The organism is Arthrobacter sp. B2I5, from assembly GCF_030816735.1.
Taxonomy (GTDB): domain Bacteria; phylum Actinomycetota; class Actinomycetes; order Actinomycetales; family Micrococcaceae; genus Arthrobacter.
On the sequence record NZ_JAUSYF010000001.1, the window covers coordinates 3,401,794 to 3,414,774 of the forward strand.

Annotated in this window: 13 protein-coding genes; 12 read left to right on the forward strand and 1 reads right to left on the reverse strand. The window is 66.1% G+C overall.

The features are described 5' to 3' along the window. The first annotated feature begins 106 nt into the window (after positions 1-106). From QFZ60_RS15810 to QFZ60_RS15865, 12 genes are all read left to right on the forward strand, one after another. Entirely contained in the window at positions 107-1,006 is a 900-nt protein-coding gene (locus QFZ60_RS15810; RefSeq protein ID WP_307091674.1) for a PfkB family carbohydrate kinase, read from the forward strand. A gap of 31 nt (positions 1,007-1,037) precedes the next feature. Beyond that, positions 1,038-1,922, forward strand: a complete 885-nt coding sequence (locus QFZ60_RS15815) for an aldolase (RefSeq protein WP_307091676.1) — start codon at positions 1,038-1,040, stop codon at positions 1,920-1,922. 89 nt (positions 1,923-2,011) lie between these two features. After that, the gene (locus QFZ60_RS15820; RefSeq protein WP_307091678.1) at positions 2,012-3,301 is read left to right on the forward strand and encodes an ABC transporter substrate-binding protein; all 1,290 of its coding nucleotides are present in this window, start codon (positions 2,012-2,014) and stop codon (positions 3,299-3,301) included. Next, entirely contained in the window at positions 3,298-4,254 is a 957-nt protein-coding gene (locus QFZ60_RS15825) for a carbohydrate ABC transporter permease (protein WP_307091681.1), read from the forward strand. The genes QFZ60_RS15820 and QFZ60_RS15825 overlap by 4 nt, the downstream gene beginning before the upstream one ends. Before the next feature lie 4 nt (positions 4,255-4,258). Next, complete coding sequence (locus QFZ60_RS15830) at positions 4,259-5,074, forward strand: carbohydrate ABC transporter permease (protein WP_307091683.1); 816 nt, start codon at positions 4,259-4,261, stop codon at positions 5,072-5,074. A 64-nt stretch (positions 5,075-5,138) separates the two neighbouring features. After that, positions 5,139-6,578, forward strand: a complete 1,440-nt coding sequence (locus QFZ60_RS15835) for an NAD-dependent succinate-semialdehyde dehydrogenase (protein ID WP_307091685.1) — start codon at positions 5,139-5,141, stop codon at positions 6,576-6,578. Then, a complete protein-coding gene (locus QFZ60_RS15840; protein ID WP_142120211.1) occupies positions 6,579-7,322 on the forward strand; it encodes a sulfite exporter TauE/SafE family protein in 744 nt (247 codons plus the stop codon). It abuts the gene before it with no gap. 51 nt (positions 7,323-7,373) lie between these two features. Beyond that, complete coding sequence (locus QFZ60_RS15845) at positions 7,374-8,648, forward strand: AGE family epimerase/isomerase (RefSeq protein WP_307091687.1); 1,275 nt, start codon at positions 7,374-7,376, stop codon at positions 8,646-8,648. Between the two features lie 221 nt (positions 8,649-8,869). After that, positions 8,870-10,111: an MFS transporter gene (locus QFZ60_RS15850; RefSeq protein WP_307091689.1), complete on the forward strand. Its 1,242-nt coding sequence runs from the start codon at positions 8,870-8,872 to the stop codon at positions 10,109-10,111. A gap of 201 nt (positions 10,112-10,312) precedes the next feature. After that, a complete protein-coding gene (locus QFZ60_RS15855) occupies positions 10,313-10,969 on the forward strand; it encodes a hypothetical protein (protein WP_307091692.1) in 657 nt (218 codons plus the stop codon). A gap of 97 nt (positions 10,970-11,066) precedes the next feature. Then, positions 11,067-11,621: an RNA polymerase sigma factor gene (locus tag QFZ60_RS15860; protein ID WP_307091693.1), complete on the forward strand. Its 555-nt coding sequence runs from the start codon at positions 11,067-11,069 to the stop codon at positions 11,619-11,621. Continuing rightward, positions 11,611-12,417, forward strand: a complete 807-nt coding sequence (locus QFZ60_RS15865) for a hypothetical protein (RefSeq protein WP_307091695.1) — start codon at positions 11,611-11,613, stop codon at positions 12,415-12,417. The genes QFZ60_RS15860 and QFZ60_RS15865 overlap by 11 nt, the downstream gene beginning before the upstream one ends. A 143-nt stretch (positions 12,418-12,560) precedes the next feature. Here QFZ60_RS15865 and QFZ60_RS15870 read toward each other — a convergent pair whose 3' ends face one another. After that, positions 12,561-12,896, reverse strand: coding sequence for a cupin domain-containing protein (locus tag QFZ60_RS15870; protein ID WP_056331862.1), 336 nt, complete (start codon positions 12,894-12,896; stop codon positions 12,561-12,563). Positions 12,897-12,981 lie beyond the last annotated feature (85 nt).

The window sequence follows — 12,981 nt, forward strand, 5'->3', positions numbered from 1 at the left end:
GACCGCGGCGTTGCATCCCAAACACAACTATACAGAAAGTGTTGTTTTTCCAACATGGCGTGTGTATATTTCTTCAGTACCAGCCGGAACTACAACGAGGTGGAACGTGCCCCAACCGTCAACTGGAACCCTGCTCTTTGTAGGATGCGCCACTCTTGACTCCATTGCCCTGGTGCAGGATTATCCCGCCGCGGACAGCCGCACGGTTGCCACGGACTTTGCGACGGCCGGCGGCGGCCCGGCGGCAACCGCAGCTGTGGCAGCAGCCCGGGCAGGGGCAAGGACAGCCTTTGCAGGCGTCTTGGGCACCGATGAGGAGGGTGACCGCATCATCCACGGCCTTGAGGCCGAGGGCGTGGACACCTCCGCCGTCATCCGCGATCCCGGCGTGAAGACCGGCGCCAGCGTGATCATCGTCAGCCGGGCCACCGAAAGCCGCGCCATCGTCACCCGGCCGGTGCCCCCGGTCAGCTTCCCCGCCGGGAGCCGGTTCTTCGAACTGCTCGAATCAGCCGCATGGGTCCACACGGACCACCTGGGCTGGAACGCCCTGGACGGCACCCCCGCCCTGAACATCAGCGTGGACGCCGGCAACCCCATACCGTCCTTCAGCCCCCGCGGCGTCGCACTCTACGTCCCCACCATCGAAAGGCTCGCCGCCGAGTACGGCGCGGACCTCTCCCCCGCGGCGCTCCTGGGCAAGGCGGTCGACGACGGCGCCTCCGCCGTCGTCGCCACCGCCGGCGCAGACGGGGCCTGGGTTTTGGAGCGGGGCGGCGAACCCGTCCACGTGCCGGCCACGCCGGCAGAGATCGTTTCCACCCTGGGCGCCGGCGACGTCTACCACGGGGCGCTCCTCGCCGCCGTCGCGGCCGGGCTCCCGCTGGTGGAGGCCGCCGCGTTCGCCGGCCGCACCGCCGCCGCATCCTGCGCCGGGCTGGACGGCCGCTCGGCCATCCCGCACCAGGCCGCCACCTCCGAACTTGCCACCAACCAACCTGCCTAGCCAATCACCAGCAAGCAGAAAGAAGCAGCCCATGAGCCACACCGACCTTTCCCCCCTGCAGCGCCCCTCAGGCGCCTTCGCGATGCTCGCCGTGGACCAGCGCGAAGCCATGCGCAACATGTTCGCCGAGCACACGGACAAGCCCGTTACCGACCAGGACTTGCAGGACTTCAAGCTGGAGGCCGCACGGATCCTCAGCCCCTATGCCTCGGGAATCCTCATCGACCGGCAGTTTGCCCTTGACCAGGCCATCGAGGCCGGCGTCGTGGACCCCGGCTGCGGACTCATCGCCTCGGCGGACCACTTCGAGTCCGCGCACGACGAGCTGGTGGGCGAAGTGACCATCGACCGCCTGGTGGAGCCGCACAAGTACAAGGCCCTCGGCGCCAAGGCCCTCAAGCTGCTGGTGCTCTACCGCCCCGACGAGCCCGCCGAGGGCCGGGTGTCCATGGTCCGCGAATTCGTGGAGAGCTGCCGGTCCGCCGGACTGATCAGCATCATCGAACCCGTCTCCCGCAAGCCCCTTGCCGGCGGCGACTTCGACTGGAACGCCGGCATCCTCGCCGCTGCCAAGGAACTCGGCAGCCTGGGCGCCGACCTCTACAAGGCAGAGGTCCCCTTCAAGGGCCAGGCCTCCGAAGCCGAGGTCCGCGCCGCGTGCGCCGAACTGACCAAGGCCATCGACGGGCCCTGGGTGGTCCTGTCCTCGGGTGTCCCCGAAGACGTCTTCCCCGACGCCGTCCGCTGGGCCTGCCTGGAAGGCGCCAGCGGCTTCCTCTCCGGACGCGCCGTGTGGGCCTCCTGCATTGGGGCCCCCGACGTCGTCGAATCCCTTTCCACGGACGCCGTCCGGCGGCTGCAGCGCCTCTGCGCCGTGGTGGACGACGTCGTTTCCAGCCAACGGACCCACGCCTAGGCGCGGTTGGAGCGCCGAAACGTAGCCGGGGCAACCCCTCTCTGTAGCAAGCAAACAAGGCACAGCAAACACTCAACGAGGAGATTATTGTGAGTCAGATTTCACGCAGGCAGGCCATGGCCATTCTCGGCGCCCTGGGCTTCGGCGCCACCGCGGCGGCGTGCGCCGGGCCAGGCGGTTCCACCGCACCCGGAGGCGCCAGCGGACCGGCCGCCCCGTCAACGGGCGCGATTACCGGCAAGGTCTCCTTCGCGCACTGGCGCGGCGAGGACAAAGCCGTGTTTGACGAGCTCATCAAGCGCTTCGCGGCAAAGCACGACGGCGTGGAGATCGCCCAGGACATTTCCACCTCCAACGACTACAACGCCCAGGCCCTGCAGAAGCTGCGCGGCGGCTCCATCGGCGACGCCTTCGCCACCTTCCGCGGCGCCCAGTTCAAGAACTTCACCGAAGCCGGGATCTACACTGAGCTGAAAGACAGCCAGGCAGTGAAGAACTACCAGAAGGGGCTGCTGTCCGCCGGACAGAACGGCGACAGCCAGCTGGGCCTGCCCTACCAGGTGGTGTTCCCCATGCCCATGGCCAACGTGGACCTCTTCGACAAGGCCGGCGCCGAGATTGCCCCCAAGAACTGGGATGCCTTCCTGGCCATGTGCGAGAAACTCGCCTCCGCCGGTGTCATCCCCATCTCTTGGCCCGGCGGCGACGTCGGAAACGGCGGGCAGCTGTTCAACTGCATGATCGCCAACAACGCCCCGGTAGACGACATGTGCGCCCAGATTGAGCAAGGCAAGCTCAAGTGCACCGATGACTGGTTCCTGAAGATGCTGGGACAGTACAAGGACCTGGCCCCGTTCGTACAGCCCAATGCCACCGGCACCGCGGTGGAGCCGGCCCAAAACCTGTTCTCCCAGGGCAAGGCCGCGATGCTGGCCACCGGCTCCTACCACATCGCCGCGGTCCGCGGGCTGGGCGCCAAGTTCCCCATCGACCTGGTGTTTCCCAACACCACAGCCGACGGCAACGGCAAGTACGAGGGCGCCTACAACGCCACCTTCATTCTGGGCGTCAACTCGGCCAGCAAGAACCAGGCCGCCGCGGCCGCGTGGATCGACTTCCTCTCCGAACCCGAGAACGCGGGCTACTACGCCAACCAGACGGCACAGCATGTGTCTGTGGACAAGGTCGAGTACACCAACCCGGACCTGAAGCGGCTGAGCCCCTGGCTGCAGAAGAAGACGGCGCTCGCAGCCCGGTTCCAGTTCAACAACCTCGATGTCCGCAACGCGGTGGAGGCCAGTGCCACGGCCGTCATCTCCGGCACCAGCCCGGAGCAGGCAGCCGCTGCCGCCCAGAAGATTGTTGACGAACGGCTATGAGCATCCATCCCGGAACGGCTGCCAAGCACAAGGCGCCGGACAGCCCTGCACCCGCAAACCCTGCCAAGGTGCGCCGCCGCTCCCCTACCCGGGTGAATCCGGCACTGTACCTTTTCCCGCTGCCCGCCGTCGCCGTCGTCGCCTTCTTCCTGGTGATGCCCACGCTGCAGGCCTTCCAGTACGCCATCACGGACTGGAACGGTTTCTCGGCGGCCTTCAACTACGTGGGTGTGGACAACTTCGTCCGGGCGTTCACCAAGGACTCCCTGTTCACCAACGCACTGACCAACAACCTGAAGTTCGTGCTGCTGGTGGTGATCGCCCAGACCTTGTTCTCGCTGGTGCTGGCACTGCTCCTGACCAAGAACTCGCGCGGCAGCATCCTGCTCCGCGCCCTGTTCTTCTTCCCCACCATCCTGTCCTCGGTGTCGGTGGCCTTCATCTGGAAGTTCATCTACGACCCCAACTTCGGCCTGGCCAACTCCGTCCTCAAGACGGTGGGGGTGGACGGCGGCGCCTACCTCGGCAACGACGCCCAGGCCCTGTACTGGGTGGCCGTCACCCAGGTGTGGTTCCACTCCGGCCAGATGATGGTGGTCTACATTGCGGGCCTTCAGTCCATCCCCAAGGAACTCTACGAGGCTGCGGAAATGGACGGCGCCAACAAATGGCAACAGTTCAAGTCCATCACCTGGCCGTTCGTGGCCCCGGCCACATCCATCGTGGTGGCCTACACCACCGTGCAGTCGTTCAAGGCGTTCGACCTGATCCTGGGCATCGCGGGCAACCCGCCCAAGAGCTCGCTGGACATCCTGTCCACCCGCATTTACAGCACCTTTGCCAACTCGGAGTTCGGCTACGCCGCCGCCCAGTCGATCATCTTCATGGCGATGATCGCCCTGGTCACGTGGCTCCAGCGCCGCCTGCTCCGGCTGACCCCGAAGGGGGACTAGCAGCATGCTCGCCTCACTAAGCCGCCGTGCCATCCTGGCCATCTATGCGGTCATCATCATCGTTCCGCTGACCGTCGTGGCGTTCGGCAGTTTCAAATCGACCCAAGAGCTGTTCGCCGGGCCGTTCAGCCTGCCGCACTCCCTCTCGCCCGATAATTTTGCAGAAGTGGTGGGTGGCCAGAACTTGGGCTCGTCCTTCATGAACAGCGCCATTGTCACCGGCATCTCCGTACCCCTGACCCTGTTCCTGGCAAGCCTGGCCGGATATGCCGTGTCCCGGCTGAAAGGCTTCATGGCCTGGGCCATCTTCGGGTTCCTGGTGCTGGGCATGGCCATCCCGGCGCAAGCCAACATGGTGCCGCTCTACGTGCTCTTCGGCCGGCTTGGCCTCCTGGACAGCCTGGCCGGCCTGGTCCTGGCCAACGTGGTGTCCACGCTGCCCATCGCGGTGTTCATCCTGGGCGGGTTCATGCGGACACTGCCCAAGGAACTCTATGAAGCATCCTCCATCGACGGCAGCGGGCCGTGGAAGACCTACGCCTCCATCGCCTTGCCGCTGTCGGCACCCTCGATCGCCGCCGCCGCGATCTTCCTGTTCGTCATCCACTGGAACGAACTGCTGTACCCGCTGCTGTTCATCCAGTCTCCGGGTAACCGCACCCTGCCGCTGGCGCTGCTGAGCTTCCAGGGCGAGTTCCAAACCAACTACCCGTTGCTGTTCGCCGGAGTCATCCTGGCATCCCTGCCCGTGGTGATCGCCTACGTCTTCCTGCAGCGCTACTTTGTTGCCGGCATCACCGCCGGCGCGAGCAAGGGATGAGTACGACGACGACGGGCGGCTCTGCTGGCGGCAGTCCCCTTCCAGCCAACGAAAGGCACGATTCATGAATCTCAAATCAGCCCGGCACCTCATTAACGGCAGCTGGCATACCACCGGAGGCGCCAAGGACGTGACTGACCCGGGCAACGGAAGCACCGTGGGCGAGGTGGCCTGGGGTTCCGCCGGGGACGCCACCAAAGCCGCCGGCGCCGCGGCGGACGCGTTCGGCTCCTGGTCCCGCACCACGGTCCGCAACCGCGCGGATCTGCTCCGCAACGCCGCCGACCTCCTGGCAGAACGCCGCGACGAACTCGCCCACACCCTGGCACTCGAAGCGGGCAAGCGGCTCCCGGAAGCGCAGGGCGAGGTGGACTTTTCCGTTGAGTACTTCCGCTGGTTCGCCGAGGAAGTGCGCCGCGCCACCGGGACCGTCAGCCCGCCGGAGCTGCACGGCCGCCGCCACCTCAGCACCCGCAAACCCATCGGTGTGACCCTCAGCCTCACCCCGTGGAACTTCCCGGTCTCCATCCAGGCCCGAAAGCTCGCCGCCATGCTGGCCGCAGGCTGCACCGTGGTGGGCAGGGTGTCGGAGAAGGCCCCGCTGGCCGCCACAGGCCTGTTCGAGGTCCTGCACGACGCCGGGTTCCCCGCCGGGGTGGTCAACCTGGTCCACGGCCCCTCCCGTGAAATCACCGCCGCCCTGATGTCCCATTCGGCCGTCAGGGCGGTCAGCTTCACCGGTTCGACGGGCGTGGGCAGGCAAATCATGGCTTCGGCCTCAGAGCGCGTCGTCCGGCCCTTGCTGGAACTTGGCGGCAACGCGCCCTTTATTGTGTTCGAGGATGCGGACATTGATGCCGCTGTCGACGGTGCCGTCCTGGGCCGGCTCCGCAACACCGGCCAGTCCTGCGTGGCCGCCAACCGGTTCCTGGTCCAGGAGAGCATCGCGGAGGAGTTCGCGCAGAAGCTGGGCGCCCGCTTTGATGCCATGACCATCGGCCACGGCGTTCCCGACGGCGGCGCACCGGTCCCCGATCTGGGTCCCGTCATCGACGCCGAGCGGGTATCGGCCGTGCAGGCACTGGTGGACGACGCCATCAGCCGAGGCGCCCGGCGCGTCACGCAGCGGACCGATGTCCCCGGGCAGGGCACCTTCATGGCACCCACGCTGCTCACGGACGTCCCCGACGACGCGCCACTGGTGACCGAGGAAGTGTTCGGCCCGGCGGCCGGCGTCGTCACTTTTTCCTCGGAAGAGGACGCCGTCCGCAAGGCCAACGCCACGGAGATGGGCCTGGCCGCCTACGTATGGAGCAGCAGCCCCAAGCGCGGCTGGGATATCCCCGAACGCCTCGAAGCCGGCATTGTGGGGGTCAACGATCCCCTGCCCTCCGTTGCTTTCGCCCCCATGGGCGGCGCCAAGCAGTCGGGCCTTGGCCGGGAAGGATCAAGCCTGGGCCTCGAAGAGTTCGAGGAGGTCCAGTACGTGGCCTGGCGACCTTAAATGCTGACAACCGGACTGGTGCTGGGCGCCGTCGTGATGGGCGCCGGGATGCAGCGCGTCACGGGCATGGGGTTCGCCTTGGTGGCCGCGCCCTTCCTGGTCCTGCTGCTGGGCCCGGTGGAGGGGGTGGTGCTGGTGAACGTGTGCGGCGCCGTCACCGCGGGGGCCATCATCTTCCGGGTGGTGCGGGACATCGACTGGAAGCGCTATGGGGCGCTGACGGCTTCGGCACTCCTGGGCATCGTTCCGGCGGCCATCCTGATCCGTTTCATACCACCTGCGGTCCTTGAGATCTCCATCGGCGTGATCCTCGCCGTCGGCCTGACCGTCCTGCTGGTCCTCAAGTCGGCCACCCTGCCTGCTCACCGCCGCTACCTGCTGACCGCCGGCAGCCTGAGCGGGTTCATGAACACGGCGGCGGGCGTGGGCGGCCCGGCCGTCAGCATGTACTCCATTGCCACCCGCTGGCAGCACAAATCGTTTGCCGCCACCATGCAGCCGTACTTCTTCACCATCGGCACGTTCTCCCTGATCTCCAAGGCGATCACGGCACCTGCCTCGTTCCCCGTGCTGCCGTTGGCCATGTGGGTGGCCGTGGCCGTCGCCTGCCTGGCTGGCCTTGTGCTCGGCGATCTTGCCTCCAAACACGTTCCCGCCCGCGCCGCACAGATCCTGCTGATCGTCCTGGCGTACCTGGGAGCGGCCGCCACCATCATCCGCGGCGTGCTCGACGCCGTTGGCTGAGAATTGCTGCACCCGTCCCACATCCGCACCTGTAAAGAAAGAGGAAACAACATGACGTGGCTCGACAATGCCGCCCACGCACGATGGCTCGAGGCGGAAACCGACCGGCTAATTAACTTCGCCGAGGCTTCCAAGGTCCCCACGGGATTCGGCTGGCTGGATAACTACGGCAAAGTGTTCGCGGATAAGCCCACCCATCTTTGGATCACCGCCCGGATGACGCACAGTTTCGCTGTGGCCGCACTGATGGGACGGCCTGGCGCTGCACTCCTTGTGGACCACGGCATCGCAGCGCTCAACGGCCCCCTCCACGATGATGAGTTCGGGGGCTGGTACGCCGAGGTGGACGGGAACGGTCCCGTGAACGATACGAAGTCCGGCTACCAGCACTCCTTCGTACTCCTGGCCGCTGCCAGTGCCGTAGCCGCAGGGCGGCCGGGGGCCCGCCAATTACTGGACGAGGCGCTCCGGATAGCCGACACGAAGTTCTGGGACCACGAGGCGAACATGTGCTTCGACTCGTGGAACCGGGAGTTCACGGAAACCGAGGCCTACCGTGGCGGCAACGCAAGCATGCACTCGGTCGAGGCCTACCTGATCGTCGCCGACGTAACCGGGGAGAACCGATGGCTGGAACGGGCCCTGCACATCGCGGAGGTGCTCATCCACAAATTTGCGCGCAACAACAACTACCGGGTATTCGAGCACTTCGACCCCGAGTGGAACCCGATGCCGGAATACAACACTGACGACCGGGCAAGCCAGTTCCGTGCCTACGGCGGAACCCCCGGCCACTGGGTGGAATGGGCCCGTCTGCTCCTCCACCTCCGGGCCGGACTCGAAGCCCGCGGCCAGGACGTCCCCGCCTGGCTGCTCGACGACGCCCGGGGTCTGTTCGACGCCGCCATCCGCGACGCCTGGCAGCCGGACGGCAATCCCGGTTTTGTGTACACGGTGGACTGGGAAGGCAAGCCGGTGGTCACCACCCGCATCCGCTGGGTCCCCGCGGAGGCCATCGGAGGTGCGGCAGCGCTGTATATCGCCACCGGGGAGAAGCAGTATGCGGACTGGTACGAGCGGATCTGGGACCACGCCCGCGATTGGTTCATCGACTACGAGCATGGTTCCTGGAAGCAGGAACTCGACGAGCATGGCAATGTCACGTCCACCGTGTGGTCGGGCAAGGCGGACATCTACCACCTCTGGCACTGCCTTGTGGTCCCGCGCCTTCCGCTGGCGCCCGGCCTGGCCCCCGCAGTCGCAGCAGGCCTGCTGGACGCGCGCCTTAACCAGACCTTGAAGGCAACGGAACCGGCAGGCCGCTGATTCCGTCCGGCCAGGTTCGTACACGGACACCGACTTCGGCCGCCGGTAAGGCATCCTTTGCGAGGGGCGGTTCGGGGACCGTGTGGTGGCTCCGCACAGCAGGAGCGGGGCAATGTGTCATGTCCGTGACAGGCCCTTCGATCCGGTAAATTTAAGGGAGGAATTGTCAGGCGAGCAGCGCCGCATTCCGCCCCTCCCCCTTGAATGGATCCACACCCCCAATGTCCTCCGCGACTTCCGCGCCCGTGCCTGCCCGTTTTCCGTATGCCGCCATGATGGTCCTTGCCACCATCGCTTTTACTGCCATCACCACCGAACTCCTGCCGTCCGGCCTGCTGCCCCAGATCAGCACCGGGCTGGGGGTCTCCGAACCGGTGGCCGGCTACCTTGCCGCCGCCTACGCCGCCGTCATCGTCGTCACGGTGGTTCCGGCTGCCCGACTGTTGGGAAAGATTCCCCGGCACGCCCTGCTGGTGGGGCTGGTCCTGACCTTCGCACTGAGTAATGCCATGGTGGGACTGGCACCGGATTTCACCGCGGCGATGATCGCGCGCCTGGTAGGCGGCCTGGCGCATGGGCTGCTGTGGACCACCATGGCGCCGTTCGTATCCCGCGTGGTCCCGGCGGACAAGGTGGGCAAAGCCCTGGCGATCGTGTTCAGTGGCAACAGCCTGGGCCTGGCCATCGGCGCACCCGTGGGTACAGCACTGGGCGGATTCCTGGGCTGGCGCGCAGCGTTCCTGGTGCTCGCCGGGTTCGGCGTGCTCCTGACCGTGCTTGCGTTCTGGCTGCTCCCCCGCGTCCAGCGCATCAGTGACGCCGCCCGTCCGTCCCTGCGCAAGGCCATCGGCCAGCCGGGCGTGAAGTCCGTGGCCGTTGCTTGGCCGCTGCTGGTCCTGGCCCACTTCGCGCTGTTCACCTACATCGCGCCTTTCATTCGCGAGGCAGCCTTGCCGGATTACGCCATCAGCCTCTCCCTCACGGTGCTGGGCGGGTCCGGATTGCTGGGCATCTGGGTTGCGGGACTCACCGTGGATTCCCGGCCGCGCCGTTCGTTGCTGATCACGACGGCGGCCATCGCCGCATCGATGTTCCTCCTGCCTTTCGCGGTGGGGAACCTGCCCCTGGCCCTGGTCCTGATGACCATTTGGGGTGCCGGCCTGGGCGCGATCGGTATTTACAACCAGTCGGCGATCCTGCGGGCCGGCGGCGAGTACAGCGAGGCTGCGAACGGGCTCACGGTCCTGACCATCCAGCTGGGCATCACCGTTGGTGCGCTGTACGGTTCCGCGGCGCTGGTGGTGGGCGGCCCGCTGCTGGTCCCGGCCGCGGCCGCGGTACCCGTGGTTGCCGCGTTTGTGATTACGCTCGCCGGGAAGCGGTACGCCTACCCGCCGGGCCCCCGCGAACGCATCTGGCTGGAGCCCCGCCCTATCAAGGAAAGCGTCAAGGACCGGGCTTAATTCCTGCATCGATTGCTCCGCAGCTGCCGTTTTCACGGCCCAAAACGGCAGCTGCGGAGCAATCGATGGGCGCTGGGATGACAAGTTAGTCAAAAGTTTTTCGCAAACCCGTAACCTTTGTGACCGGGGTTTCGATCCACTAAGTGCGGGGCAACCCGCGCAGTTGATCGCAATCCATAAAATTCGTCAACGGAGGGTCTCATGTCTTTCTTCACTTTTTCGGGTAACAAGCTCGCCATGACTGTCCTTGCAGCAGGAGCCTTGGCGGTTGGCGGTACGGGCGTGGCCGCCATGGCCGAGTCGCTGCCGGACACACCGTCCGTCCTTGCAGAAACGGAATCGCCGTCGCCAAGCCCCACGGCAACGGAAACCGAATCCCCCGAGCCAACTCCTACGGAAACCGAAACCGAGGCGCCGGAGCCGACGCCAACGGAAACGGAGACGGAAGCGCCGGAACCTACGCCAACAGAAACAGAAACGGAGTCACCAGAACCTGCTCCCACGGAAACGGCTGACCCCGAGCCGTCGCCTACATCCACGGCCGCGGGACCTGACGCCACCGGCCCTGCGGCCTTCGGTTTGTGCAATGCCTTTACCAACGGCGGATTGAGCACCACGTCCACGGCCTACACCGCCTTGGTCCAGGCTGCCGGCGGGGAGGATGGCGTCGGTGCTTACTGCGCCACTGTTGCGGCTCCGGAAAGCGATGACGCTGAGAGCGGCGACTCGCCTGCCACAACAGGGCAGGACCAGCAACAGCAGCCGGTGAAGGAGCAGCGTCAGGGCGCAGCCTCCTCCGACGGCGCCGGGCACCACGCCGGAAACGGCGCCAAGCACTCCAACAACGGCCAGCGGTAGCTGTCGTATGGTTCGGCTGCGCCGGGGCGGGCTTACCGTCCCGGCGCAGCAGCCAATCTGGAGAGTGTTGCAGGGAAGTCTGCCGCAGGGGGGGCGGATGCAAAGGATTGAGCACGAGGCAGAGCCGTCCGGAGAGACGGACGACAGCATCTTTTGTGCTGCTTACCGCGAATTCTCGCCCGGGGTGCTCAGCTACCTGCGCTCACGTGGCGTTGAGGACCCCGAGGGCCTGACCCAGGAGGTCTTCCTGGCCCTCGTTCCGCAGCTTGGGGACGTGCGCGGCGGGATGAGGGGCGTCAAGTCCCTGGTCTTCTCCATCGCCCATGCACGCTACGTAGACGAGCACAGGCGCAGGCTGAAGACGCCACACACCACGGACTACGACCCCGATCAGGACCCGCGCTGCAGCAGTTCGGCTGAGGACGATCTGCTGGCGGTGGAAAGCTCGGGCAACGTCAAAGCGCTGCTGAGTGATTTGCAGCAGGATCAACAGGATGTGATCACGCTGAGGATCGTGGCGGACCTTTCGGTTGAGACGACGACGGAGATCATGGGCAAGACCCCGGGTGCGATCAAACAACTGCAGCGCCGGGCCCTCTCCCGCCTCCGCAAACTCTGTACCCCATTACGGGAGGACGGTAATGACGGCTGAAGACAAGGCCCGGCAGAAGCACAGGCTAGACGACGAACGATCCGTCGAGGTCCTGCTGGCAGAGGCAGGCTTCCCGGACGACCCGGGACTTCGGACAGCGTTGCTGCAGTTGCGGGCGCTCCGGGTTTCCGAAGTCCCCGCTCCGTCAGCCGAGCTTGCGGCGCTTTTGGGAGGGTCCGAAACGGCCGACGTGACCTGTTTGGAACCGGGCAAGCCCCGGAAGAAAAAGCACGTCGTCATCACTACGCTCGCAGTGGCCGCTTCCTTCGGTATTGCCGGCGGCGCCGCGGCAGGAAACGAGAACGTCCGCCGTGAAGCTGGGGGAAGCGTCAGCGCCGTCATGGACTGGTTCTCGCCTCCAACCCCTGCGACTCCTGCACCCACCCTTCCCGCCAAACCGCCAATGCCCGGGCCCGCAGTGGTTTCCGTTCCTGCATCAGACATGCCCCCTGCTGCGCTGATCCGTGAGCCTTTGCCTGCTCCTCTTTCGGAACCCGCTCAGTCCGCCACCCCGTTTAATGCCGAACAGCGGGATCTACACGAGCGGGGCGCGGATGCACCGGAGGTTCCTTTGAGTGCCACGACAAGCGTGCCGGCAGATGTTGGCAGCGAGGCTGGGGCCGGTACCAGGGCCGCAGGACCACGCGGCAGTGCCACTCCTCCGGAGGCAGGCGGGGCCGCCGCCCCCGCCATCGATGCCACCGAACCAAAGGCCGGCGGCAAAGGGACGGCAGACCGGCCGGACACACACTCGACGCCTCCCACCTCCAAGGCCAAGCCAGGCACGGCACGCTGATCCGCAGGCATCCAGAACGACCGCGGGACTTCGGAACGAAAGCCGGCAGCCGCCGTCGAACTTTATGCGCAGAACACCATCGAGTGCTCCATACCTGTCGTTTTCAGGGCTCAAAACGACCATTGCGGAGCAATCGATGGGACTTAGTCGCGGTACTTGGCCACCGTGAACAGGAAGGTGGAGTCCTCCTCCGCGTGAAGACTGTGCAGGCCGGGCGGGACGATGAGCAGGTCGCCCACCTTGCCCTGCCAGGATTCCCCGCCGGCGCGAAGGCTCACGCAGCCCTGGATCACGAACACGGTGGCGTCCCCCGGATTCTGGTGCTCACTCAGTTGGGTTCCGGCCGTCATGGCCATCACCGTCTGGCGAAGGATCTTCTCGTGGCCGCCGTACACAGTGTCCGCAGCCCTGCCGTTGGTGGAGCCGATGGCGGCCTCGAGCTGCTGCCGGGCCAGCGCATCGATCGATATCTTCTGCATGGGCCCAAGGCTACCCACCAGCGGCAACCTTGGCGACAGGGTTTGGCGCCACGCCACAGTCCACCGATTTCGAAGGCCGGTAACA

Bases quoted from the DNA above. Each gene is read 5' to 3' on its own strand.
- QFZ60_RS15815 (WP_307091676.1), top strand. From the start codon at position 1,038: ATGAGCCACACCGACCTTTCCCCCCTGCAGCGCCCCTCAGGCGCCTTC.
- QFZ60_RS15825 (WP_307091681.1), top strand. From the start codon at position 3,298: ATGAGCATCCATCCCGGAACGGCTGCCAAGCACAAGGCGCCGGACAGC.
- QFZ60_RS15830 (WP_307091683.1), top strand. From the start codon at position 4,259: ATGCTCGCCTCACTAAGCCGCCGTGCCATCCTGGCCATCTATGCGGTC.
- QFZ60_RS15835 (WP_307091685.1), top strand. From the start codon at position 5,139: ATGAATCTCAAATCAGCCCGGCACCTCATTAACGGCAGCTGGCATACC.
- QFZ60_RS15840 (WP_142120211.1), top strand. From the start codon at position 6,579: ATGCTGACAACCGGACTGGTGCTGGGCGCCGTCGTGATGGGCGCCGGG.
- QFZ60_RS15845 (WP_307091687.1), top strand. From the start codon at position 7,374: ATGACGTGGCTCGACAATGCCGCCCACGCACGATGGCTCGAGGCGGAA.
- QFZ60_RS15850 (WP_307091689.1), top strand. From the start codon at position 8,870: ATGTCCTCCGCGACTTCCGCGCCCGTGCCTGCCCGTTTTCCGTATGCC.
- QFZ60_RS15855 (WP_307091692.1), top strand. From the start codon at position 10,313: ATGTCTTTCTTCACTTTTTCGGGTAACAAGCTCGCCATGACTGTCCTT.
- QFZ60_RS15860 (WP_307091693.1), top strand. From the start codon at position 11,067: ATGCAAAGGATTGAGCACGAGGCAGAGCCGTCCGGAGAGACGGACGAC.
- QFZ60_RS15865 (WP_307091695.1), top strand. From the start codon at position 11,611: ATGACGGCTGAAGACAAGGCCCGGCAGAAGCACAGGCTAGACGACGAA.
- QFZ60_RS15870 (WP_056331862.1), bottom strand. From the start codon at position 12,896: ATGCAGAAGATATCGATCGATGCGCTGGCCCGGCAGCAGCTCGAGGCC.